Below are 26038 nucleotides of genomic sequence, written 5' to 3' on the forward strand. Positions count from 1 at the left end.
GCCGTGCGGGATACGCCCAAATAATTTTAAATAGTGGTCAATCTGAGTGTGTTGGTTTTTCCATCAGCATTAGCAGGCGTTGCATTTAGATTGATGACGTAATCTCCACTTTCTACAAAACCGTAATGGTGAACGAGAGTATTCACCTGTACGATTGTTTCATCAGTAGATTTATTCATGTCATAAAAATAGGCACGAACACCCCAAAGAAGATTGAGCATCGTAATAACGCGTTTATTAGCACTGAAAACAATAATATGCGAATTGGGACGGTGCGCTGAAATTTGAAATGCTGTATAACCAGAATAAGTTAAGGTCACAATGGCTTCCACATTGGTTGTTTTTGCGATTCTAACTGCAGCAAGACAAATTCTATTTGTTAAAAAACGTTCATCAATGCAGTTTATGTCTTTCTCAATTGGAGCATTTTTATTTTGATAAAAATTAGTGCTTTCAATATTTTTTACAATCTTAGTCATATTCTCTACGACTTCTACAGGATATCTTCCCACGGACGTTTCACCAGAAAGCATTACTGCATCTGCGCCATCAAGAACGGAATTTGCAACATCATTTACCTCGGCACGCGTCGGCGTAAGACTGTTGATCATTGTTTCCATCATTTGAGTTGCGATGATAACCGGTTTTGAATGAAATCTTGCTTTTTCTACCAAAGTTTTTTGAATGGCAGGAACTTCTTCCATTGGAACTTCTACACCTAAATCTCCCCGAGCTACCATTATTGCATCGCATTCCATCAAAATCTGCTCAATATTTTTTACACCTTCCGGTTTTTCAATCTTGGCAATTATTGGTGTTTTTAGTTTATTAGTCGGATGATTATTAATGATCTCTTTTAAATCTATAATGTCCTGAGCGTGACGCACGAAGGAGAGTGCGATCCAGTCTAATTCTAAATCTAAGATAAAATTAGCATCTTCTATGTCTTTTTCCGTCAATGCTGGAAGGGAAACATTTGTATTCGGAAGGTTTACTCCTTTTTTAGAACTCAGTGGTCCACCTTGAATTGTCTTTGCTTTTACAGTATCTTTTTCATTGGTTTCAATAACTTCTAAAACCAGTTTACCATCGTCAATCAAAATTCTTTCGCCGACTTTTACGTCCTGCGGAAATTTTTGATAAGTCATGTAAACTTTCTTCGAATCTCCTTCTATTTTTTCATTAGTGAAGGTAAGAATATCACCAGGATTTAAATAAGAACCTTCTTTAACAACTCCTACACGAAGTTTAGGTCCTTGTAAATCTCCTAAGATTGAAATTGTGTAACCGAATTCTTGATTGATCTCTCTGATCGTGTTTACGTTCGTACGCACTAAATCATAATCGGCGTGGGAAAAATTTATTCTAAAAACATCAACACCTGCTTTTACCATTTCTAGCATTACTTCTTTTGAGGAAGATGCAGGTCCTAAGGTGGCGATGATTTTAGTTTTCTTTAAAAATTTATTCATAATATTTTATTAGTTGGTAGCGTTCATCTGTTGAACTTAAGGAGAAAGTCTGGATATTAAACACAGAATTTTCCGGCAACAAAATTAGCGAAAAATCATCAATTAAATCTGAGGTTTTTATAAGATAATCAACATCCGGCAATTCATTAAAAAGATCAGCCATTTCGCTTTCGGAATTAAACAGTTCTTTTTGTTCCTTCAATATGTAACTAACTTCTGATTTATTACCGATAATTTGAATGCAGGTTTTACTAAGATGGTGATAGGCCTCAAAACGTGGGAAATTATATTGGAAGTAATTACCGTGAATTATTAGATCTTTTATCCGGGTAAATTTAAAGGCATTTAAAATATTGATTTTATAAAACAATTCATGTGAGGGAAGTTCAAGCGAAAGCCTTAAAAGACCTAAGTTTAGATTTTCTTCTTCCTCTTCATCAAGAAATAATTTTTTGGTTTTCGACAATATTTTCTTTTTTGTTTAAAATGTAGAAAGCGCGTTGTGCTGCTTTTTCTTCAGCTTTTTTCTTGGAACTGTCTGTCGCGTTCGAAATTTTCCCTTGGTTTAAAATTACATAGCTTCTAAAAACTAAATTATTATTGGCTTGAAATTCCTCACAGGTTTCGTAACATATAGCGACCTTTTTCTTTTGGCTCCATTCTAACAGCAAGCCCTTGTAACTTATAATTTTATTTTCAAGTTTAATGATGTCACTTGCTTTAAAAAGCCTTTCAAGTACTATTTTATGGCAAAATTCATAGCTTAAATCTAAATATATTGAGCCAATAAGCGCCTCAAGTAAATTACCAGAAATATTTTCACTTAAAGTTAAACTGTGATTGTTTCGTATAAGTTCTTTTAAGCCTAACTCGTCTCCTAATCGGTTTAAATTTTTCCGATTAACAATTTTAGACTTCATTTGAGTAAGATAACCTTCGTTGGAGGAAATATATTTCTCAAAAAGGTAGCAGGAGATAATAGTGCCCAAAACAGAGTCGCCTAAAAATTCTAAGCGTTCGTAGTTTTTTTTATTTTTTAATTTTGATGAAGTACGAAGGGAAAAAGCTTCTTTGTAGATCTCAATATTTTCTATTTGAAAACCTAAAATTTTTTCAAGTTCGGTTTTAAATAAATAATCCTCTTCAGAAAATTTTTTCTTCTTGTCCTTTAAAAGGAATTTAGAAAAATATTTCTGAAATTCCATGTGAAGATTTTAGATTTTTGAAAACAATACACAAGCATTATGGCCGCCAAAACCGAATGTATTACTCATCGCAATGTCAACATTCTTCTTAACTGCTTTACCAAAGGTAAAATTAAGTCTGGAATCAATTCTTTCGTCATCGGTGAAGTGATTGATAGTTGGTGGAACGATTGAGTTCGTAATACTTCCTAAAACGGCAATCGCTTCAATTACACCAGCCGCTCCTAAGAGATGTCCTGTCATAGATTTTGTCGAATTGATTTGAATGTCAAAGGCGTGATCACCCAGCAATCTTGAAATGGCGTTTGATTCGGCAATATCACCAAGGGGTGTAGAAGTACCATGCATATTTATATGATCTACTTCATGAGCAGAAACTTCTGCATCTTCTAAGCAGTTTTTCATAACAAGGTATGCTCCAAGTCCTTCAGGATGTGGTGCTGTCATGTGATGTGCGTCTGCACTTAAACCTCCTCCTTTTAATTCCGCATAAATTGTAGCTCCACGTTTTTTTGCGTGCTCATATTCTTCTAAGATTATAGAACCTGCACCTTCTCCCAAAACAAAACCATCTCGGTCTTTATCAAAAGGTCGCGATGCTGTTTTTGGATCATCATTTCTTGTAGAAAGTGCCATCATAGCGTTAAACCCGCCAACACCACTCGCAGTAATTGCTGCTTCTGAACCGCCGCAAACGATAATGTCCGCTTTTCCAAGTTGAATCAGCATTTTGCCATCAATCAAAGCATTAGCAGAAGACGCACATGCAGAAACGGTTGTGTAATTCGGACCATGAAAGCCGTATTCAATAGAAATATGACCTGGCGTGATATCAGCGATCATTTTTGGAATGAAAAATGGATTAAATCTGGGAATTCCGGTAGCAGCTGCCCATCCTAAAACTTCTTTTTCAAAAGTTTCTAGACCACCTATTCCTGAACCCCAAATAACTCCAATTCTATTCTTATCGCAATTATCATCTATAATTCTGGAATGCTCAACTGCTTCTCTCGCAGCCACAATTCCAAACTGAGTATTCCGATCCATTTTTTTGGATTCTTTCTTATCCAAATAATTAAGGGGATCAAAACTTTTAACTTCACAAGCAAATTTTGTTTTGAAATTTTCAGTATCAAAAAGAGTAATCGGAGCGGCACCGCTCTCACCTTTTACTAGATTTTCCCAGTATTCTTGCGCATTATTACCAATAGGCGTTATCGCTCCGAAACCAGTTACAACTACTCTTTTTAATTCCATAAATTTTTTTTCTGCAAATATTATTTGTTAACTACTTCCTCTATGTATGCAATAGCATGACCTACGGTTGTAATCTTTTCTGCTTGATCATCTGGGATTTGAATATTAAATTCTTTTTCAAATTCCATGATTAATTCTACAGTATCTAAAGAATCTGCGCCTAAATCATTAGTGAAACTAGCTTCTGGAGTTACTTCTGATTCTTCAACGTCAAGCTTATCCGCGATGATAGCTTTTACTCTTGATGCAATGTCTGACATAATTTTTGTTTTTATTAATAATTGTTAATGCTGCAAATATATAAAATTCTTTAAGATTAAATATTTTTTTACTTTTTAAATATTAAAAAATTTCCACTTTTTATTTACAACATTCATTTAAAAAATAAATCTAAGACTTATAATATAGCAGATGTGAGGTTTACAATTTGGTTTTTTTTATGTTTTAAATTATTTTGCAGCAAAATAGATTGGTGTGTTATAATTTTTAAATTAAATTTGCTTGATTAAACTTTAAAAAAAATAATTATGACTATTCCTGAAGAGTTGAAGTACACAAAAGACCACGAGTGGGTTAAAATTGAAAATAATGTTGCGACGATAGGCATTACAGATTTTGCACAAGGCGAACTTGGCGATATTGTTTTTGTAGATGTAGATAGTGTGGATGATGAATTAAATGCAGGTGATGTTTTTGGGAGCGTAGAAGCTGTAAAAACTGTTTCAGATTTGTTTCTGCCTTTATCAGGAAAAATTTTGGAATTTAATAGTGACTTGGAGGGTGAGCCAGAATTACTAAACTCTGATCCTTACGGTAAAGGATGGATTGTAAAAGTAGAACTAAGTGATGGTGGATCAGAAGGTGAGCTTTTAACTTCAGATGAATATAAGGAAATTGTTGGATAAGTTTCGGCCCACATTTAGAAAAGTAGTTTTGCCCATTTATTGGGCATTTCTCACTTATATGCTTTTAAAACCTGGCGTTGAAAATCAGGAATATTGGTTTATGTTTCCTGGTATCGATAAACTAATACATCTATCTATATTTGCTTTCTTAGGATTTTGTCTGTTAATCTCCTTTAAAAAATTAAATATCATTTATTTTTTCACCATTATTTTTTTTTACGGATTAGGAACAGAAGTTTTACAGGAAGTGATGCATATGGGACGGTCATTTGAGTTACTCGACATATTAGCAGATGTGATAGGCTCATCCTTAGGTTTAATGACTTATAGGATATTTTTGAAATTTTTAAGTTGATATTATTTTTAACTTTTTTAAAGGTCGCGATTTATTTTAGCAATATAAATAATAGAGATTTATTTTTTATGTTGGGTTTTTTTTTGTTGATGTTGCTGTTTGGATAGTGGTGTTGGGTTTAAATTTAAAACTGAGATAGGAACGCGAAGATTTTTAGAGGTGATTGACAGGTGTTTAGGATTTAATTTGTGTGCAGGGATAATTAATAGTTGTGAGGTGTTAGAAGATGGTGTATTTTTGCACTCTCAAATCGAAAGAAGAGGGGGCGAAGAAGAGGCATTAATAAGGGCAAAAATTTTTTTATAAATTTATTTAGAAAGAGTTGTTAAGTTCGAAATTAAGTTATACTTTTGCAAACCAAAATCGAAAGATATTGAAGCGAAGATGAAGCGATAATATAGTCAGAAAAATTATTCAGAAATTTATTTCAAAAATAGTTGTGAGATTAAAATAAACTTTATACTTTTGCACTCGCAAATCGTGATTAAGAACAACGACAGAAGTTCATACGAGGAGGCGAAGAGCGAAACAGATCATTGAAAATACAAATAACAACCAAGTAAGAAAAAGACTAAAGCGTCAATTAATAAACTTTGAGTTAGGGTGGACAAACATACAATGGAGAGTTTGATCCTGGCTCAGGATGAACGCTAGCGGGAGGCCTAACACATGCAAGCCGAGCGGTATAGAATCTTCGGATTCTAGAGAGCGGCGTACGGGTGCGTAACACGTGTGCAACCTACCTTTATCTGGGAGATAGCCTTTCGAAAGGAAGATTAATATCCCATAACATATTGAATGGCATCATTTAATATTGAAAGCTCAGGCGGATAGAGATGGGCACGCGCAAGATTAGATAGTTGGTGAGGTAACGGCTCACCAAGTCAATGATCTTTAGGGGGCCTGAGAGGGTGATCCCCCACACTGGTACTGAGACACGGACCAGACTCCTACGGGAGGCAGCAGTGAGGAATATTGGACAATGGGTGAAAGCCTGATCCAGCCATCCCGCGTGAAGGACGACGGCCCTACGGGTTGTAAACTTCTTTTATATAGGAATAAACCTAGATACGTGTATCTAGCTGAAGGTACTATATGAATAAGCACCGGCTAACTCCGTGCCAGCAGCCGCGGTAATACGGAGGGTGCAAGCGTTATCCGGATTTATTGGGTTTAAAGGGTCCGTAGGCGGACCTGTAAGTCAGTGGTGAAATCTCGCAGCTTAACTGTGAAACTGCCATTGATACTGCAGGTCTTGAGTGAATTTGAGGTAGCTGGAATAAGTAGTGTAGCGGTGAAATGCATAGATATTACTTAGAACACCAATTGCGAAGGCAGGTTACCAAGATTCAACTGACGCTGAGGGACGAAAGCGTGGGGAGCGAACAGGATTAGATACCCTGGTAGTCCACGCCGTAAACGATGCTAACTCGTTTTTGGGCTTTAGGGCTCAGAGACCAAGCGAAAGTGATAAGTTAGCCACCTGGGGAGTACGTTCGCAAGAATGAAACTCAAAGGAATTGACGGGGGCCCGCACAAGCGGTGGATTATGTGGTTTAATTCGATGATACGCGAGGAACCTTACCAAGGCTTAAATGGGAATTGACCGGTTTAGAAATAGACCTTTCGCAAGACAATTTTCAAGGTGCTGCATGGTTGTCGTCAGCTCGTGCCGTGAGGTGTTAGGTTAAGTCCTGCAACGAGCGCAACCCCTGTCACTAGTTGCTACCATTAAGTTGAGGACTCTAGTGAGACTGCCTACGCAAGTAGAGAGGAAGGTGGGGACGACGTCAAATCATCACGGCCCTTACGCCTTGGGCCACACACGTAATACAATGGCCGGTACAGAGGGCAGCTACACAGCGATGTGATGCGAATCTCGAAAGCCGGTCTCAGTTCGGATTGGAGTCTGCAACTCGACTCTATGAAGCTGGAATCGCTAGTAATCGCGCATCAGCCATGGCGCGGTGAATACGTTCCCGGGCCTTGTACACACCGCCCGTCAAGCCATGGAAGTCTGGGGTACCTGAAGTCGGTGACCGTAAAAGGAGCTGCCTAGGGTAAAACAGGTAACTAGGGCTAAGTCGTAACAAGGTAGCCGTACCGGAAGGTGCGGCTGGAACATCTCATTTTAGAGACTCGTTTTAGGACGAGTATAAACAAACAAGTACTTTAAATAGTGCACAACATTTTAACAAAAAAGTTTAGTCGCTTTAGTTTTTTTACTTCGGTTGGTATTTTATAAAAATAAACCCCTAAAGATTAGTAGGAGGGAAAGAGATACAAGAGGCAAGAGCCAAGATCAAGACAATGTTTTGTATCTGGCATCTTGAATCTGTTAGTCTAAAAGACAGTCTCGTAGCTCAGCTGGTTAGAGCGCTACACTGATAATGTAGAGGTCGGCAGTTCGAGCCTGCCCGAGACTACTAATTAAGAGTAAGGGAGTAAGGATCAGAAAAGATAATGAGTTTAATTACTTTCTATTTTATTTAATCAAAAACTCACACACTCAATTTAGAGGGGGATTAGCTCAGCTGGCTAGAGCGCCTGCCTTGCACGCAGGAGGTCATCGGTTCGACTCCGATATTCTCCACAATTACGAAAGTAATAGAATAAAGACAAAAAAATAGTTACGAAAAGTAACAAGCGAAGAAGATATTTAAAAATATCCATTACATAGACGAAAGATTAAGCATTAACAGATGCAGAATTAAGAATTACGGGCCAAAAGGCTAATAATTTATAATTCAGAAAGGTTCGTACCTTTATTTTTCACTATTTAGGAATCTGATTTTAAAGTTGCGGTGGAGCCAAAAACAACACTGCGTATTAGATGACTTGTAAGAATAAAAGATCATTGACAATAACGATAAAGACATCACAAAGAGAAAACCAAAGCACTTTTAAGTGCTTTAAGAAAATAAAAATATTAGGAAAGAAATCGTTAAGGGCGTATGGCGGATGCCTAGGCTTTCAGAGGCGAAGAAGGACGTGGTAAGCTGCGAAAAGCTGCGGGGATCGGCACACACGAATTGATCCGCAGATGTCCGAATGGGGCAACCCGGCTGGTTGAAGACCAGTCACTCTAAATTTATTTAGAGAGCAAACCCGGAGAACTGAAACATCTAAGTACCCGGAGGAAAAGAAATCGAAGAGATTCCGTAAGTAGCGGCGAGCGAAAGCGGATTAGCCCAAAAGCTTTTATATGTTTAGTAGAATGTTCTGGAAAGAACAGCCATAGAGGGTGATAGCCCCGTATATGAAAGGCATACATAAGTGATAAATGAGTAGGGCGGGACACGTGAAATCCTGTTTGAATATGGGGGGACCATCCTCCAAGGCTAAATACTCCTGAAAGACCGATAGTGAACAAGTACTGTGAAGGAAAGGTGAAAAGCACTTCGAATAGAAGGGTGAAAGAGAACCTGAAACCGTACGCCTACAAGCGGTCGGAGCCCACAAGTTGGGTGACGGCGTGCCTTTTGCATAATGAGCCTACGAGTTAATTTTACTAGCGAGCTTAAGTACTTAAGGTACGGAGGCGGAGCGAAAGCGAGTCTGAATAGGGCGCTTAGTTAGTAGGATTAGACGCGAAACCTTGTGATCTACCCATGGGCAGGTTGAAGCTTTGGTAACACAAAGTGGAGGACCGAACCGGTTGACGTTGAAAAGTCTTCGGATGACTTGTGGGTAGGGGTGAAAGGCCAATCAAACTGGGAGATAGCTCGTACTCCCCGAAATGCATTTAGGTGCAGCGTTGCGATATAGTTTATTAGAGGTAGAGCTACTGATTGGATGCGGGGGTTTCATCACCTACCAATTCCTGACAAACTCCGAATGCTAATAAATGTTTCGTGGCAGTGAGGGCATGGGTGCTAAGGTCCATGTCCGAGAGGGAAAGAACCCGGACCAACAGCTAAGGTCCCCAAATCTATACTAAGTTGAAATAACGCGGTTGAACTGCATTGACAGCTAGGATGTTGGCTTGGAAGCAGCCATTCATTTAAAGAGTGCGTAACAGCTCACTAGTCGAGCGGTTCGGCATGGATAATAATCGGGCATAAGTATAGTACCGAAGCTATGGATTTATAACTTTTGAGTTATATCTGGTAGGGGAGCATTCTGTTTGCACAGAAGCTGCATCGTGAGATGTGGTGGAGCGGACAGAAAAGAAAATGTAGGCATAAGTAACGATAAAGGGGGCGAGAAACCCCCTCACCGAAAGACTAAGGTTTCCTCAGCTATGCTAATCAGCTGAGGGTTAGTCGGGACCTAACGCGAACCCGAAAGGGGTAGTGGATGGACAATGGGTTAATATTCCCATACTTGCTCATACTAAAAAGGGGACGGATTGCCGTACTTACTGAAGACTGACGGAATAGTCAAGACCTAGCCTTCGGGCGAAGTTGTTGTAGGGAAAGCGGTTCCAAGAAAAGCCGAATTGAAGCAACCCGTACCAAAACCGACACAGGTGGTCGAGGAGAGAATCCTAAGGTGCTAGAGTGAATCATGGTTAAGGAACTAGGCAAAATAGTCTCGTAACTTCGGAAGAAGAGACGCCCCATCAGTGATGATGGGGCCGCAGTGAAGAGGCCCAGGCGACTGTTTATCAAAAACACAGGACTCTGCTAAATCGAAAGATGCTGTATAGGGTCTGACACCTGCCCGGTGCTGGAAGGTTAAGGGAGGGGCTTAGGGATTTATCCCGAAGGTCTTAACTGAAGCCCCAGTAAACGGCGGCCGTAACTATAACGGTCCTAAGGTAGCGAAATTCCTTGTCGGGTAAGTTCCGACCTGCACGAATGGTGTAACGATCTGGGCACTGTCTCAACCATGAGCTCTGTGAAATTGTAGTATCGGTGAAGATGCCGATTACCCGCAATGGGACGAAAAGACCCTGTGAACCTTTACTATAACTTCGTATTGACTTTGAATAAACAATGTGTAGGATAGGTGGGAGGCTTTGAAGCGGGCACGCTAGTGTTCGTGGAGCCAACGTTGAAATACCACCCTTTGTTTATTTAGAGCCTAACTTCCTTTAGGAAGGACATTGCGTGGTGGGTAGTTTGACTGGGGTGGTCGCCTCCAAAAGAGTAACGGAGGCTTTCAAAGGTACCCTCAGCACGCTTGGTAACCGTGCGTAGAGTGTAATGGCATAAGGGTGCTTGACTGTGAGACCTACAAGTCGATCAGGTGCGAAAGCAGGACATAGTGATCCGGTGGTTCCGTATGGAAGGGCCATCGCTCATAGGATAAAAGGTACTCCGGGGATAACAGGCTAGTCTCCCCCAAGAGCTCATATCGACGGGGAGGTTCGGCACCTCGATGTCGGCTCGTCACATCCTGGGGCTGGAGAAGGTCCCAAGGGTTGGGCTGTTCGCCCATTAAAGTGGCACGCGAGCTGGGTTCAGAACGTCGTGAGACAGTTCGGTCTCTATCTATTGCGGGCGTTAGATGTTTGAGAGGGCTTGAATCTAGTACGAGAGGACCGATTTGAACAAACCTCTGGTGTATCTGTTGTATTGCCAAGTGCATCGCAGAGTAGCTACGTTTGGTAAGGATAAGCACTGAAAGCATATAAGTGCGAAACCTGCCTCAAGATGAGACATCTTTTAAGGGTCGTTGGAGATGACAACGTTGATAGGCTATAGGTGTAAAGGCAGTAATGTCATAGCCGAGTAGTACTAATTACCCGTAGATTTATAGCTTAATATACTTTAAGCTGCTTAAAAGTGCAATACTGGTTTGCTCTTTGTGAACGTTTTTATCGATTTTTTAATTAGAATCAAGATAAAAGAACCAAGAACCAAGACTTTAAAGTCTTGACTCCTTGCTCTTCAATCTTCAGTCTAATTAATACCCATATACTTTGTACATCTTACATTGTACAACTTTAACAGCCTTTAGGGTGGTTTTAGCAGAGGGGCTCACCTGTTCCCATTCCGAACACAGAAGTTAAGCCCTCTAGCGCCGATGGTACTGCTAACGCGGGAGAGTAGGTCGCCGCCAGTTTTTTTTAAAGCCTCAATCTTTTACTAGATTGAGGCTTTTTTGTGCTTGAAAACTAAAAAATATTTAAATAAAATTACTTTCATTACGCATCATAATCTCTGGCCACGATAAAAACAGCACGCCTATATAAATATCCCGAGACGTTCATAAAAAAGATACAGTCAACACCGGTTCATGATAAAAAATCGTTATAATAGAAAATTATTAGCAACTTTTAAACGCTGCTTCTTTTATATAGTAGTGATCTCCAAATAAAATGGTATATTAAACCAACACTGTAAATAATTTGGTGAACGGCTCTTTGTTCTAAAGATTCTTGAGGTAAAATTTCGGATAAAATCATTTGATTTTAACGGTGTTATTAGAATTATTTAAAGTCCAGATTAATGCCTTTTCTATATTTGCTCTGAAAATTGTACTGTGATCTTCTGCCGGTTCATCTGAAAAGTTCCAGATTAGATTTGTGATTTTCATTGAACCAAGTATTTTTTTAAATCTTTTCACCGGCTTATAAATTTCTTTTGTACCTGAACTTGCAAACCAAAATCTTTTCTCACTTGGCAACGCTTTTGAAAGTAAATTATTTGTGTTTTTAACTAAATATTCGTCATTCCACCAAAGTGAAGGATCAAAAGCGATGTAATATTTAAACATCTCTGGTTTTATAAGAAGCGTTTCTGCAATAAAAAGTCCGGCTAAAGATTCACCCAAAATTCCTTTATCGCCGGTTGTTTGGTAACGCTAAGTGATTTCATGAAATAATTCAACATTAATGAACGTTCTGAAATTTTCTGAACCACCTACAATTGGTGCAATTTTTTTGTCTGCATCAACTGTTGTTAATCCAGTTAGATCCCTTCTGCGCTTTGTATTTTCTATTCCAACCAAAATAATGGGTTTTATCTCTTTTGATTTTATAAGTTTTGCCAGTGTATTTGCGATATGTGGAAAATCTTCTTTTACACCGCCATCCAGCATATATAAAACGGGTAGGGAATTTGAAATTAGTTTATATTCAGGCGGAGTCCAGACATTAATCGTTCTTACTTCTTTAACTTTTTTTGAGTCTATAGTGAAAGTATCATGCAACGGAATAGGATCATTATATTCCTGTGCGTTAAAATTATTAAATATTAAAAAAATAATTAAAAATTGTAAATATTTCATAGTTTCAACACCTATCGGTAAAAATTAAAAACAAATGTATGATTACTTTATGAAAAAGGTAATTACTTCTGCTATAAAATCACATATTGTTTGAATCCTTTGTCCGTGTTAGAAATCTTTTTGTTTAATGAGGATTAAAATTTGATTCAAAAATGCAGTTTTTTTCTTGTTAAATTTTTACAAAAACTATTCATAGATTATAAAATAAAAAAGCAAAATTTTTATTTTACCCTTTTTTATATCGAACTATTTTTGATTTATTTAAAATTAAACTTGAATCACACCCAAATTAAATTTCTCTAAAATCGGTGCGTGATTGGCAGCTTCGATACCCATTGAGATCCATTTTCTGGTATCGATTGGATTAATTATTGCGTCCGTCCATAGTCTTGCTGCAGCGTAAGTTGCTTCTGTTTGCTTTTTATATTTAGCGGAAATTTCATCTAATAATTTTTGACGGTCCTCATCAGTCAAAATCTTTCCTTTTTTCTTTAAAGTAGATTCCTGAATTTGAACTAAAACTTTTGCCGCCTGACTTCCACCCATTACCGCTAAATCTGCCCACGGCCAAGCAACAATCAATCTTGGATCGTAAGCTTTACCGCACATTGCATAATTTCCAGCACCATAGGAATTTCCAGTGATAATTGTGAATTTTGGAACAACTGAGTTTGATACGGCATTTACCATTTTTGCGCCGTCTTTGATGATCCCGCCTTGTTCAGATTTTGAGCCGACCATAAAACCAGTCACATCCTGAAGAAAAACCAAAGGAATTTTTCTTTGATTACAATTGGCAATAAAACGCGTCGCTTTGTCCGCAGAATCAGAATAAATTACGCCGCCAAATTGCATTTCGCCTTTTCCATTTTTAACTAAAGTTCTTTGGTTGGCGATAATTCCGACGCTCCAACCATCAACTCTGGCTGTCGCGCAAATAATTGTTTTTCCATAATCTGCTTTGTATTCTTCAAATTCAGAATTGTCGGTTAAGCATTTTAAAATATCTTTTGTATCGTATTGTTCATTGCGTAAACTTGGCATAATTCCAAAAATATTTTCAGGATTTTCTTTTGGTTCACAATTTTCAATTCTATCAAAACCGGCTTTTTCAAAATCACCCAAAGATTTCATGATATTTTTAATTCGGTCTAAAGCATCTGCATCATTTTTGGCTTTATAATCAGTAACACCAGAAATTTCGCAGTGCGTTGTTGCGCCACCAAGTGTTTCATTATCAATGCTTTCACCAATCGCAGCTTTTACCAAATAACTTCCGGCAAGAAAAATAGAACCCGTTTTATCAACGATCATCGCTTCGTCACTCATAATTGGCAAATAGGCACCGCCCGCAACGCAACTTCCCATCACCGCAGAGATCTGGATAATTCCCATGGAACTCATCTTCGCATTATTTCTAAAAATGCGCCCAAAATGCTCTTTGTCTGGGAAAATTTCATCCTGCATTGGCAAATAAACGCCCGCAGAATCTACCAAATAAATGATTGGTAATCTGTTTTCCATGGCAATTTCTTGCGCTCGTAAATTCTTTTTGCCAGTAATTGGGAACCATGCACCGGCTTTTACGGTAGCGTCATTTGCTACAACTAAACATTGGCGCCCAGAAACGTAGCCCATTTTTACAATAACGCCAGCTGCGGGACAACCTCCTTCTTCTTCATACATTTCAAAACCAGCAAAAGCACCAATTTCTATGGAATCTTTTTTGTCATCTAATAAATAATCAACCCGCGCGCGCGCGGTCATTTTTCCCTCATCACGCTGTTTTTGCAAACGTTTTTCACCACCGCCTTTGTTAATTTCTTTCAGCAAATGATTGATGTCTGAAAGTTTTTGTTTGTTGATATCCTCTCGTTTATTAAATTCTAAGTTCATAAAAATATTTATGTTTTAAAGATAAGGATTTAATTGAAAAAAAATGAAATCTGACAGGTTTGAAAAAAAAAATTATAATAATTTGATTTTTACGCCGTTGTATAAATAATAGTTTATCATAAGTTTATTTTTTAATAGTTGAGAATCCCGAGAATTATAAAGTTCTTGGGATTTTTTTGATTAAAATTTTAAATTAAAATATTTACATTTGATAAAATTAAATTTTATGAAAAAATTTAGCCTTATTTTTTTATTTCTGACACTTTGCTTTTCCGCGCAAACACACCGATTTATTTATGAAATTCACTATAAAAAAGATTCTGCAGAAAATTTAATTTCAAAACAAAATTATTATTTGGATATAAATCCGGATGAAAGTTTTTATTATGCAAGACCCTTTTTTATTTCCGATTCAATACTTTTAAAGACTGGAGATATGACTTTCGGTGGTAAAATGAATGATTACATCCGAGTTAAATCCAATTCCAAAGATTATGAAGTTTTTGCATTTGAAGGATTTGATACCTTTAAAATTGTAGAAAATGCCACCCAAAAATGGAAGATTTCTCCAGAAACAAAAATGCTAGCAAATCTGAAAGTTCAAAAAGCCACTACAAATTGGGGCGGCAGAAACTGGGAAGGCTGGTTTGCACCAGAAATTCCTTTTCAAGAAGGTCCTTATAAATTTAACGGACTTCCTGGTTTAATAGTTGAGATTTCTGATGATAAAAATAATTACCAATTTACATTGGTTAAATCTGAAAACATTAAAGAAACGCAAATTCTTGATTTTTATAAACGTTTTAAGGGAAGAGCGGTAGAAATCCCAGTTTTAAAATATGCTAAAATGAAACTGGAAACCTATTTTACGCCTGTAAAGCCTGCGCACGACGGAACTATTGATATCACTAAAAGTAATTTTATGACTGAAGACAACCTAAGGATTTCGAGTATGGAAGAACTTAAAGTTTATGAAGATGCGTTTAGAAAATCTTTGAAGAAATATAATAATCCAATTGAATTAAATAAAGCAGTTCATTATCCCAACGATTAGGTATTTTTGAAAAAAAATTTTGGCTAAAAAATTAATCTCCATCATCGGTTCTACAGGAATTGGCAAAACCAGTTTAGCCATAAAAGTGGCGCACTATTTTGATACAGAAATTATTTCCTGTGATTCCCGCCAGTTTTTTAAAGAAATGAAAATCGGAACCGCAGTTCCTTCGGATGAAGAATTAGCCGAAGTTCCGCATAATTTCATAGGAAATCTTTCAGTGGAAGATTACTATTCTATCGGGCAATATGAAATTGAGGCGCTAAAAAAATTAAAGGAAATTTTCGAAAAAAATGATTTTGCCGTTTTGGTTGGTGGAAGCGGAATGTATGAAAAAGCCGTGGTAGAAGGTTTAAACAATTTGCCCGAAGCCAATGAAGAAAACCAACAGAAATTAATGAAGATCTGGCAAGATGAAGGTTTAGGAAAATTACAGCAAATTCTTGAAAATTTAGATTACAACTATTTTAAAATTGTCGACAAAGATAATCCCAGAAGGCTTTTACGCGCGATTGATATTATCTGGCAAACTGGAAAAACGTATACGGAAAATATTAAAGCGCACCAACCAAAAAGAGATTTTGAAACTATTAGAATTCTTTTGGATGCGCCACGTGAAATAATTTATGACAGAATCAATAAAAGAGTTGATGTTATGATAAAAAATGGTTTGTTGGAAGAAGTCAAAAATTTAGAAAAATTTAAAAATTTAGTGCCGCTGCAAACGGTTGGTTATAAAGAACTTTTCAACTATTTTGAGGGCGAATATGATTTGAATTTTGCCATCGAGGAAATTAAAAAAAATAGCCGACGTTACGCAAAGCGCCAAACAACCTGGAATAAAAAGTTAGAACATGTAAGCATTTTGCCTCATAATTATTCTTGGGAAGACGTTCTTAAAATCTTACCTTTGAAGTGCTAAATTAATATTAAAAAAATAGAAATAATGTCTGATACCAATTCTAATATGCTTGCTTTAGGAACAAAAGCACCGTTTTTTGAACTTCCTAATCCTTCAGAAAAGAACGAATCCCAAACCTTGGAAGAATTAAAAGGTGAAAAAGGAACGTTGGTTATTTTTATGTGCAACCATTGTCCGTTTGTGTTGCATGTGATCGATCAATTGGCAGAATTGTATGAAGATTATAGCAAAAAGGGAATTGAATTTATCGCCATTAATTCTAATAATGCTGAAAAATATCCGGTGGATTCTGCTGATAAAATGGCAGATTTTCAGGACGATGAAGGTTTTAAATTTCCTTACTTATATGATGAGAGTCAAAGTGTTGCAAAAGCATTTAACGCGGCTTGCACGCCAGATTTCTTTTTTTTCGATGACAAATTAGATTTAATTTACCGTGGACAAATGGACGATTCTCGCCCGGGAAATCAAAAAGAAGTAACCGGCGAAGATTTAATTATCGCTTTTGAAAATCTTTTAGCTGGCGAAAATCAGGAAGAAGTGCAAAAACCGAGTATTGGTTGCGGAATTAAATGGAAATAGTATATTTGGAATAGAGCCAAATTTTTTATTTAAAAGGATAGAAAATTATCATAATTGTTTGCTATAATCAGAGGGTTTTTTAGAGGTGTATTTTTTAAACATTCTGCTGAAATAGGAAACACTATTAAAGCCACAAGCAAAACATACTTCAGAAGCTGTCATTCCTTGAGATAAAAACAAACAGGCTTTGGTTATTCTAAAGCGATTCACAAAATCTGTAAATGTTATTTCTGTTGTTTTTTTAAAAAAATTACAAAACGCAGGTAATGTGAGATTTGCGAGATTTGCAACTTCATTAATATCAATTTCTTTATGATAATTTTTTTCTACGAAAGTGAAAATATTTTGTAATCTAATTTTATTTTTTGCAATAATTTTATATGGCGTAATTTGCTTGTTTAAAATAGTAAACTCTTTTGATTTCGAGAGGTAAAATAAAATTTCAAGTAAAAGTAAATATCTCTTGTAGCCTTCTGTATCTAAAATTTCTCTCAACTTAGGAATAATTTCTCTTTTTGTTTTACCCGTAAACTGAAGTCCAAACTGAGATTGTTTCAACAGAAATTTAATGTTATTTGTATCAGTTTCTTCCGCGGGGAATTGTAAAATTTCTTGTTTAAATTGTAAGACAATTTCTTCATGAGGGTCTGATGAATTTAAACCAAATCCAGAATGCGGAATATTACTGCCTATCAATACCAAATCTCCGTCTGTATAATTACTTTTGTGATAACCGACATGCCGAGTTCCGTTTCCCGCTGGTATACAAACCAATTCTATCTCAGGATGAAAATGGTATTCCCATTTAAAGTCTTTTATGGGTGCAGTGTTGTGAAGTGTTCGAAATGAACTTTTTTTATCTGGAGTAATTCTTTCAAATGAAACGTTCATCTATTAATAGGTTTTACGGTATTGATTTGTCAAATATATTAATATTGTTCAAATATTGGTTTACAAAGTTAAACTTATCTTAATAAACAACTTCTAGATTTGTAAATAGAAAAATTTAAATGAAAAATATCAAAATAAAAATTTCTTTATTTCTAAATTATTTTGTGTTTGCAATTTTACTGAATTCCGTAGGAACCGTGATTTTACAGATGCAGCAAAATTTTGATATTACAAAGTCGCAAGCAAGTATTTTAGAGGGTTTTAAAGATTTACCAATTGCAATTTGTTCTTTTTTATTAGCCTCTTTTTTACCGCGAATTGGGATAAAAAAATCAATGCTAATCGCTTTATTTGCAGTAGGTTGCATGTGTTTAATAATGCCTTTCGCTAATGCCTTTTGGTTTTTTAAAATTTTATTTTTAATTGTTGGGATTTCTTTCGCTTTAATAAAAGTTTCCGTGTTCACCTCAATTGGTCTTGTAACAAATACCGATAAAGAGCATGCGAGTTTTATGGGATTTTTGGAGGGTTTTTTTATGATTGGTGTTTTGGCAGGAAATCTTCTATTTAGCCTTTTTATAGATGATAATAATCCAAAATCTACAACTTGGTTGAATGTTTATTGGCTTTTAGGTTTACTTTCTTTTTTGTCTTTTATTATATTATTTTTCTCAAAGTTAGATGAAAGTGCGGCTAAAAAAGAAAAATCAAGTTTTCTGTCTGATATTAAAGATAGCACAGGGTTATTTAAGTTAAAAAAGGTATTTTTCTTTCTAATATGCGCTTTTCTGTTTGTATTAGTAGAACAAAGTTTTCAGACTTGGACACCCACATTTTATAAAGAAATCTTAAAGGTTCCGACTTCTATGAGTGTGCAAGCGGGCGCAATTTTGGCAGGCTCATTTGCATTGGGTAGATTTTTATCTGGTTTCTTCTCAAAAAAATTCAATTGGATTTATGTGGTCTCTTTTTGCATTGTTGGCTTCGCAATAAGTATTTTGTTGGTACTACCTTTAACTCATCATGTAAAAATAAATTCTAATATTAATTGGCTAAATGCGCCGCTAGTGGTTTATTTTTTCCCGTTAATGGGGGTTTTTCTAGCGCCAATTTACCCTAGTATCAATTCTGTTATTCTAGCTTCGATTCCAAAATATATTCATAGTGCAATGTCGGGATTAATTGTGGTTTTTTCTGCTATTGGTGGGACTTTAGGTTCTATTTTGACAGGATTTGTATTCCAAAATTATAGTGGTCAAAACGCTTTTTATTTAACACTTGTTCCTTTACTATTACTTCTAATATCAGCCATTATAATGAATAACATTAAAGTGGACAAAACGAAATTATCTTAATGAGTGACTTATTTTACATAAAAGAAATTCAAAGTTTGTTCGCAGATGTGCAAATGTCTCAAATATTTGAGGATCAAAAAACGATGACAGATGCAATACCGAAATTTCCCATTTCATTAATAATGAGTAAGTATGAGAATGAAAAATCTTTAACTTATTTTAATCTTAAAGATTTCGTTTTAAATAATTTCAATTTTACAGAATCTGAAGAGAAATTAAGATCTGGAAAATCGTTAGAAATTGAAGCTTATATTGATTCGCTTTGGGATGTTTTTACTAAAAAAGCAGAAGATAATATTGGGACTCTTTTAAAATTACCGAAATCATATATTGTTCCTGGGGGCAGATTTAATGAATTTTTTTATTGGGATAGCTATTTTGTAATGCTGGGCTTACAGATTTCTGGGAAGCTAGAAATGATGAAAAATATATTGGAGAATTGCGCTTACCTTATTGAGGAATTTGGTTTTGTGCCAAATGCAAGCCGATCGCATTTTCTTACCCGTTCACAACCACCTTTTTTTTCGACAATGCTAGATTTAATGGTGGAATCTACGCAAGATGAGAGCTTTTATATCCAATATTTTGGGATTTTAGAAATGGAATATAATTTCTGGATGAACGGCTCAGAAAAATTATCAAATGGTGAAGCATTAAATAGAGTTTATAAAACTAAAGAAGGTTATTTTCTCAATAGATATTATGATTCAGAGAACGAACCACGTCCGGAAAGTTATCGTATTGATTTAGAGGATCAAAAAAACAGTACAAATTCTGAATTTTATAGAAATATTAGGGCAGCGTGTGAATCAGGTTGGGATTTTTCTAGCCGTTGGTTTTCTGATAATGAAAATCTCAAAACCATTAATACTTTAAATATTTTACCGGTAGATCTAAATTGTCTTTTATGGCATCTGGAAAGTACCTTGTCAAAAATAGCTGCAAATTTAAAGCAAGATAAAAAATCAGAGTTTTATCGTAATCGGTTAGAAAGCAGAAAAAATTTAATCAACAAATATTTTTGGAACGAAGATAAAATGTTATATCAAGATTTTGATATTGAAACAAATAGTCAAAGTATTTCTGAAAATATTGTAACGCTTTATCCTATGTTTTTTGGCTTGTCAAATCTCGATCAAGCAAAGGCAATTTCAAAAACGATATCGAAAAAGTTTCTTTTTGACGGTGGCCTGGTTACGACCACGAAAAATTCTGGTCAACAATGGGATTATCCAAACGCGTGGGCGCCTTTCCAATGGATTGGTTTTGTAGCAATGAAAAATTATGGCCTCCATTCTTTAGCTGAAAAAATTAAATCAAACTGGTGTAGTAATGTTGAAAGGGTTTATGAAGAAACTGGAAGAATTATGGAAAAATATAATGCTATCGATAAACAATTAGTTGCTGGAGGTGGAGAATATCCAAATCAAGATGGTTTTGGTTGGACTAATGGCGTTTATATAAAATTAAAAAAATCATAAAAATTTTTAAAAATGAGAACAAAATCAATTATTTTAATTTCTGCAGTGGCATCGCTGTATTTTAACAATACTTACGCGCAGGAAACGGTGCAAGATTCTGTGAAAACTTCATCTATCGATCAGGTGGTAATCACAGGAAACTCACGACCCAAAAAGAAAATAGAATCCAGCACGGCTATTTCTACCTTTACGGCGAAGGATATCGAAAAGCAAAATCCGATCAGTGCAGCGGCTTTGTTACAAAGAGTTCCAGGTTTTGCTGTAGAAACTTCGGGTGGTGAAACGGGAAATAATCTTTTCGCAAGAGGGATCCCTTCGGCAGGTGCATATGAATTTGTACAAGTGCAAGAAGATGGATTACCTGTTTTTGAAGACGGTGCACTTCAATTTGCAAATGCAGATAATTTCTTTCGAGTAGATAATACAACAGGTAGGTTAGAAGCTTTGCGCGGAGGCTCTGGTTCTATTTATGCAAATAACTCACCGGGCGGACTTATCAATTTTATTTCTAAAGAAGGCACAAATAAATTTAAAGGAACAGCGAAATTAGAAACTAGCAGTTACGGATTAATGCGAACTGACATTAATTTAGGCGGTGCGATAGTGCAAGATAAATTGTTTTTTAATATTGGTGGTTTTTACAGATCGGATAATGGTATTAGAAAAACTGGTTACAAAGCCAACCAAGGCGGTCAGTTTCGAGCAAATTTAAAATATGTTTTTGATAAAGGCTATGCTAAAGTTTCTTATAAAAAATTAGACGATAGGACTACATTTTATCTCCCAATTCCTCTAATACAAAATGGAAATAAATTATCAAAATTCCCCGGTTTTGATCCTAATTATGGCACTTATAGTTATAGAACAATTGGTCAGCTCAATATTCCACAAGCTGGTGGTGGTTTTTTTAGCAGAGATTTAGAAAATGGGATTCATCCAAAAATGGATGTATTTACGACAGAATTTAAGTATGATCTTGGTGATAATTTTAGTGTTACAAATAAAACCAGATTTACAGATATCAATATGAATTACACTGCAATTTTCCCTGCGGGCGGCCCGCAAGATGGGAAGACTTTTGCTAATGATAATGGAATTGCAGGAAATAATTATCAATATTCTTTAGTGCAAGGTGGAGCAGTTGTAAATCCACAATATGTTCAGAAATTAGGTTTTTGGGCCATTGATAAGCAAATGAATAATTTCGTAAATGATTTAAAATTTAATTACAAACTAGATCAAGGAAATATTACCGCAGGATTTTATAAATCTAATTGGAAATCACACCAATATTGGAATTGGAGCAATATTTTAACTACAGCTACAGACAAACCACAACTTTTAAATCTAGTAGATACTTCACTCACCCCAAATTCTACAGGCTATTCTAAAACTTATAATGGCGTAAAAGATATGTCTTTTTTATTGCGGGATTCTCAAATAGAAGGCAGTCTAAATGACGTTTATACCGATATAGATTATAATATTTCTGAAGGTTTTAGTGTAAATGGTGGTATTAGATATAGCAGAGATTTTTATAAAGGTTATTCTGTAAATACTACGACAGGAAATCTTAATAATTCTGGTCTTACTACTGATGGAACGCACGGTTTTAACACGACTACTGCAGATGATAATATGAGTGTTTTAGGAAATCAATATACCTATTGGAACTACAACGTGGATAAGGTTTCTTATACTTTCGCAGGAAATTACCAATTCAGTAAACAAAGTGCAGTTTACGCAAGATTTTCTCATGGTTTTAGATCACCAAATGAGGAAGCGTATTATAATAATATTTCAGATTTAAGCAAAATAAAACCGGCTCTAACCAACCAAATAGAAGCGGGTTACAAATATTACACGTCCACTTTTGACGTTTCTGTAATTCCATTTTATTCTACACTCAAAAACTTATCTTTTACAGATGTTTTTTCTGATGGTTCTTCAGAAAATACCTTTGCAAATACCAGAAATTATGGTGTGGAGTTTGAAACTTATGCACGGTTATTTAATTACAAATTAGAAATTACTGCCAATGGAACTTATCAAAATCCCGAATATAAAAACCTAGCAAGCGGAAGTATTTTGGAAGGTAAAGTGGTAAGAAGAATGCCGAAATTATATTTTAATATTTCACCAGCGTATAATTTAACCAAAGAATGGCGCACTTATGTAAGTTATAATTACTACGGCAAAAGATTTCAGGATGAAAAAAACGTGCAAGTTTTACCTGCATTTAGTGAGTTCGGCGCAGGAACTTCTTATCAATTAGGTAAAATTCGTTTCGCTGTTGATGCGACTAATGTCTTTAATACAATCGGCATTACGGAAGGAGATCCAAGAGCTGGCTCACCTAGCGGAAACGGAATTATCATGGCTAGACCAATAATGGGGGCCGCTGTGAGAGGAAGCATCACCTTAGATTTTTAATTTTAGTTTTTTTCATAATCCAAGGGAACCGTCAAGTATTTGGCGGTTTTCTCATTTAAAAAACGGGTTATAATCTCTTTCAAAACCAATATTTGTTGGATTTCCGTGGCCGTTGTAAACTTGCGTTTCAGCGTGTAAATTAAATAATTTCATTCTTATACTTTCTAAAAGTTGTGCATGATCGCCTTTATATAAATCAGTTCTGCCAATGCTTCCTTCAAACAAAACATCACCGGAAATTATTATTTTTTGTGCCTCATTGTAAAATGCAATATGTCCCGGCGAATGTCCCGGAAGATGCAGAACGTTCAATTCATCTTCATCTAATTTTAAAATATCGTCTTCTTTTAAATAAAGAATTTCTCCCATAAAAGCTTTAAACTGAAAACCAAATCGCATCGCATCAATCGGATTTCTATCTAAAATTTCACGCTCAATTTCGTGAATCATCACCGGAACTTCATATTCATCATAAGCCCATTGCAAACCTAAAACATGATCAATATGCGCGTGCGTTAAAAGGATATTTTCAATTTTCAGATCATGGTCTGAGATAAAATGTTTTAAAATATTATTTTCTTCAGGCGTAAAATTTCCGGGATCAATAATATAAGCGTTATTAAATTCGTTATAAACGACGAACGTATTTTCTGAAAACGGATTGAAAGTAAAAGATTTTATGTACAGCATTTTATTTAATTTAGCTACAAATTTATGCCTATAATTTTACAAATTATCTGATTTTCAAATTTTCAAATTTTAATTCTTATCTTCGTTTTATGAAGTTTTTTAATTTATTATTCTGCTTATTTTCTGTGCTTATTTTCGCGCAAGATATCAGAAGTGTTCAGCTTTTTAATCCAAAAACAAATGATGAAACGCCGGTTATTAGGCTTAATGAACAGTTAATTTTAAAATTTGATGATTTATCTAATTCCAGCCAAACTTACAGATATACCATCAAGCATTTTGATCGAAATTGGGAAGATGATAATCTGTTTTTTACAGAATTTGCCGTTGGAAGTTTAAATGGATTAATTGATCAGTTTCAATATTCTTTTAATACAACTCAACCGTATACTAATTATACTTTGACTTTCCCCAATGATAAGATTCAACCAAAGATTTCAGGAAATTATAAGATCATAGTTTATCAAGATTCGGCTTCTAAACCATTATTTACAAAAAGATTTTGCGTTGTAGAAGATGGCGTTAGTTTGGCCTTAAATATCACACGATTTCAAGATGCGAGACATCCACAATTAAACCAAAGAGTAGAAGTGCAAGCAGTTTCCAATGGAACGGATTTATCTTCAAACTTAAATTCTATTAGTTTAAATGTCATTCAAAACAATAATTTTCAAAATGGTATTTTCAATCAAAGACCAAGTTCAAGTTTAGGAAGCAAAGTATTATTTCAGCAACTGAATCTGGCGTTTCCAGGAAATAATGAGTTTTATTATTTCGACAATAAAATTATTAACCAAGCTTTTGATCAGGTGGCAAATGTAGAAAATACCGAAGGAAAAAATCAGACATATTTATTCCCGGTTTTCGCTAATCCTTTAAATTATCAAAATCAGGGCGATGTGAATGGCGCGTTTTACTTTAGAAGAAATGATTTAGGAATCGAAAGGAATGCCGATAAAGAAGCAGATTATTCTTGGGTTTATTTCAATTTAAATTCAGAAAGAACCGATAAGCAACTTTATGTTTTAGGTCAGTTTAATGATTATATTCCAAATAAAGAAAGTGAAATGTCTTATGATTCAGCCTCAAAAAGATATACTGCGAAAATTTATTTAAAACAGGGATTTTACAACTACATTCTTGGAACAAAAGACACTTTTGGTCAATTAAATTTGGGAGAAATTAATGGTAATTTCTGGCAAACTGAAAATCTTTACCAGGCTTTTTTATATTACCAACCTTTTGGCCGAAGTTACGATGGATTGATCGGTTATGGCGAATATAGACAACCTGTCAGGTAAGTTGTTAAACCAGATAGAACTCGTTTAATTTCTCATCGCACAATATTTTCACCACATCTATCCAGCGGTCTTCGTCATTCAAACATGGAATATAATTGAAAGTTTCGCCACCTGCGTGTTCGAAAATTTCTTTGCCTTCCACAGAGATTTCCTCTAAAGTTTCCAGACAATCTGAAACGAAAGCGGGACAAACCACTGCGAGATTTTTGATGCCTTTGGCGGGTAAGTTTTCTAATGTAAAATCCGTGTAAGGTTCAATCCATTTATCATTTCCCAAACGGGATTGAAAGGTAACAAGTACTTTTTCTTTAGGTAAACCTAATTTTTTGATGACGGTTTCTGTTACTTTATAACATTGGTGCCGGTAACAGAATTGATGCGCCGGATTATTTTCCCGGAAACAACATTCGCCGATTTTGCAAGTATTTGTAGGATCAGTTTTGTATAAATGACGTTCTGGCAAACCATGAAATGAAAATTGCAAAGCATCGAAGTTTTCCGGTAATTTCTCACGAATACTTTCGGCTAAACAATCAATATAAATTTCTCGATTGTAGAACGGTTCGATGTAATTTATTTTAACTTCCGGGAAATATTTTTTTCTTACTTCTTCAGCTTTGTCAATTACCGTTTCCGTCGTGCTCATGGCATATTGCGGATAGAGTGGAAACAAAACAATTTCAGTCACTCCTTTTTCTACTAATTTTCTGATTCCGCTTTCAATGCTCGGTTGCGCGTAACGCATTCCAATTTCTACGGGAATATCATATAATTTTTGAAGTTTCACTTGGATTCTTTCCGTGAAAACGATAAGTGGTGAACCTTCGTCCATCCAAACCGTTTGGTAAGCAGCGGCAGATTTTTTAGGTCGAAAATTTAGGATAATTCCCTGAACTAAAAGTGAACGGAAAAACCAAGGATAATCAATCACTTTTTCATCCATCAAAAATTCATCAAGATAGGTTTTCACATCTCCTACTTTCGTAGATTTTGGCGAGCCAAGATTAACTAATAATATTCCTTTCATATTTATAAGTGATTGATAATGAACAATTAATTA

The 26038-nt window shown here is 35.6% G+C and carries 18 protein-coding genes, 2 tRNA genes, 3 rRNA genes and 1 pseudogene; 14 read left to right on the top strand and 10 right to left on the bottom strand.

Annotation, left to right across the window (positions count from 1 at the left end; genetic code table 11):
- Positions 1-26: 26 nt before the first annotated feature.
- Genes pyk through ACVBED_RS12410 form a run of 5 tightly spaced genes read right to left on the bottom strand, consistent with a single transcriptional unit; the run spans position 27 to position 4194 of the window.
- Entirely contained in the window at positions 27-1472 is a 1446-nt protein-coding gene (pyk, locus tag ACVBED_RS12390) for a pyruvate kinase (protein ID WP_473095064.1), read from the bottom strand.
- Positions 1465-1938, bottom strand: a complete 474-nt coding sequence (locus tag ACVBED_RS12395) for an IPExxxVDY family protein (RefSeq protein ID WP_447120578.1) — start codon at positions 1936-1938, stop codon at positions 1465-1467. Before ACVBED_RS12395 ends, pyk begins: the two co-directional genes overlap by 8 nt.
- A complete protein-coding gene (gene rnc / locus ACVBED_RS12400; RefSeq protein ID WP_447120579.1) occupies positions 1910-2677 on the bottom strand; it encodes a ribonuclease III in 768 nt (255 codons plus the stop codon). Before rnc ends, ACVBED_RS12395 begins: the two co-directional genes overlap by 29 nt.
- A gap of 9 nt (positions 2678-2686) precedes the next feature.
- Entirely contained in the window at positions 2687-3934 is a 1248-nt protein-coding gene (gene fabF, locus ACVBED_RS12405) for a beta-ketoacyl-ACP synthase II (protein ID WP_447120580.1), read from the bottom strand.
- 20 nt (positions 3935-3954) lie between these two features.
- Positions 3955-4194 carry an acyl carrier protein gene (locus ACVBED_RS12410; protein WP_090079800.1) on the bottom strand — a complete coding sequence of 80 codons (240 nt, stop codon included), beginning with the start codon at positions 4192-4194 and terminating at the stop codon, positions 3955-3957.
- A 267-nt stretch (positions 4195-4461) separates the two neighbouring features.
- On the opposite strand from ACVBED_RS12410, the gene gcvH reads away from it, so the two are divergent.
- The 7 genes from gcvH (at position 4462) to rrf (ending at position 11206) form a co-directional block, all read left to right on the top strand.
- A complete protein-coding gene (gene gcvH, locus ACVBED_RS12415) occupies positions 4462-4839 on the top strand; it encodes a glycine cleavage system protein GcvH (protein ID WP_447120581.1) in 378 nt (125 codons plus the stop codon).
- Complete coding sequence (locus tag ACVBED_RS12420; protein ID WP_473095065.1) at positions 4814-5194, top strand: VanZ family protein; 381 nt, start codon at positions 4814-4816, stop codon at positions 5192-5194. Before gcvH ends, ACVBED_RS12420 begins: the two co-directional genes overlap by 26 nt.
- A 615-nt stretch (positions 5195-5809) precedes the next feature.
- Positions 5810-7326: ribosomal RNA gene (locus ACVBED_RS12425) — 16S ribosomal RNA — on the top strand.
- A gap of 220 nt (positions 7327-7546) precedes the next feature.
- Positions 7547-7620 (top strand) — tRNA-Ile (locus ACVBED_RS12430).
- Positions 7621-7713: 93 nt separating this feature from the next.
- Positions 7714-7787 (top strand) — tRNA-Ala (locus ACVBED_RS12435).
- 341 nt (positions 7788-8128) lie between these two features.
- A 23S ribosomal RNA gene (locus ACVBED_RS12440) occupies positions 8129-10902 on the top strand.
- Between the two features lie 196 nt (positions 10903-11098).
- Positions 11099-11206: ribosomal RNA gene (rrf, locus tag ACVBED_RS12445) — 5S ribosomal RNA — on the top strand.
- The 16S, 23S and 5S rRNA genes sit together here with 2 tRNA genes alongside, the layout of an rRNA operon.
- 339 nt (positions 11207-11545) lie before the next feature.
- On the opposite strand, the pseudogene ACVBED_RS12450 reads toward rrf, so the two are convergent.
- Positions 11546-12373: pseudogene (locus tag ACVBED_RS12450) on the bottom strand (alpha/beta hydrolase).
- Between the two features lie 267 nt (positions 12374-12640).
- A complete protein-coding gene (locus tag ACVBED_RS12455) occupies positions 12641-14269 on the bottom strand; it encodes an acyl-CoA carboxylase subunit beta (protein ID WP_447120583.1) in 1629 nt (542 codons plus the stop codon).
- 226 nt (positions 14270-14495) lie between these two features.
- Between ACVBED_RS12455 and ACVBED_RS12460 the strand changes: the two genes are divergently transcribed.
- The 3 genes from ACVBED_RS12460 to ACVBED_RS12470 are packed head-to-tail and all read left to right on the top strand — an operon-like array spanning position 14496 to position 16827.
- Positions 14496-15323: a GLPGLI family protein gene (locus ACVBED_RS12460; RefSeq protein WP_447120584.1), complete on the top strand. Its 828-nt coding sequence runs from the start codon at positions 14496-14498 to the stop codon at positions 15321-15323.
- A gap of 19 nt (positions 15324-15342) precedes the next feature.
- The gene (gene miaA / locus ACVBED_RS12465; protein ID WP_447120585.1) at positions 15343-16245 is read left to right on the top strand and encodes a tRNA (adenosine(37)-N6)-dimethylallyltransferase MiaA; all 903 of its coding nucleotides are present in this window, start codon (positions 15343-15345) and stop codon (positions 16243-16245) included.
- 24 nt (positions 16246-16269) lie between these two features.
- Positions 16270-16827, top strand: coding sequence for a thioredoxin family protein (locus ACVBED_RS12470; RefSeq protein WP_447120586.1), 558 nt, complete (start codon positions 16270-16272; stop codon positions 16825-16827).
- A 48-nt stretch (positions 16828-16875) separates the two neighbouring features.
- On the opposite strand, the gene ACVBED_RS12475 is transcribed toward ACVBED_RS12470, so the two are convergent.
- Complete coding sequence (locus ACVBED_RS12475) at positions 16876-17718, bottom strand: AraC family transcriptional regulator (protein ID WP_447120587.1); 843 nt, start codon at positions 17716-17718, stop codon at positions 16876-16878.
- Between the two features lie 119 nt (positions 17719-17837).
- Here ACVBED_RS12475 and ACVBED_RS12480 point away from each other — a divergent pair, with 119 nt between their 5' ends.
- From ACVBED_RS12480 to ACVBED_RS12490, 3 genes are read left to right on the top strand one after another with little or no spacing between them, the layout of a single operon-like run.
- Entirely contained in the window at positions 17838-19073 is a 1236-nt protein-coding gene (locus ACVBED_RS12480; RefSeq protein WP_447120588.1) for an MFS transporter, read from the top strand.
- Complete coding sequence (locus ACVBED_RS12485; protein WP_473095066.1) at positions 19073-20554, top strand: trehalase family glycosidase; 1482 nt, start codon at positions 19073-19075, stop codon at positions 20552-20554. Before ACVBED_RS12480 ends, ACVBED_RS12485 begins: the two co-directional genes overlap by 1 nt.
- Positions 20555-20566: 12 nt before the next feature.
- Entirely contained in the window at positions 20567-22987 is a 2421-nt protein-coding gene (locus tag ACVBED_RS12490) for a TonB-dependent receptor (protein WP_473095067.1), read from the top strand.
- Positions 22988-23038: 51 nt separating this feature from the next.
- Here the strand turns inward: ACVBED_RS12490 and ACVBED_RS12495 are convergent, their stop codons facing one another.
- On the bottom strand, positions 23039-23677 hold the full coding sequence (locus tag ACVBED_RS12495; protein WP_447120592.1) for an MBL fold metallo-hydrolase: 639 nt from the start codon (positions 23675-23677) through the stop codon (positions 23039-23041).
- Between the two features lie 89 nt (positions 23678-23766).
- Here ACVBED_RS12495 and ACVBED_RS12500 point away from each other — a divergent pair, with 89 nt between their 5' ends.
- Positions 23767-24978, top strand: coding sequence for a type IX secretion system plug protein (locus ACVBED_RS12500; RefSeq protein ID WP_447120593.1), 1212 nt, complete (start codon positions 23767-23769; stop codon positions 24976-24978).
- 4 nt (positions 24979-24982) lie between these two features.
- Here ACVBED_RS12500 and hemH read toward each other — a convergent pair whose 3' ends face one another.
- Positions 24983-26011: a ferrochelatase gene (hemH, locus tag ACVBED_RS12505; protein ID WP_447120624.1), complete on the bottom strand. Its 1029-nt coding sequence runs from the start codon at positions 26009-26011 to the stop codon at positions 24983-24985.
- Positions 26012-26038 lie beyond the last annotated feature (27 nt).

This window comes from Halpernia sp. GG3 (genome assembly GCF_052976925.2).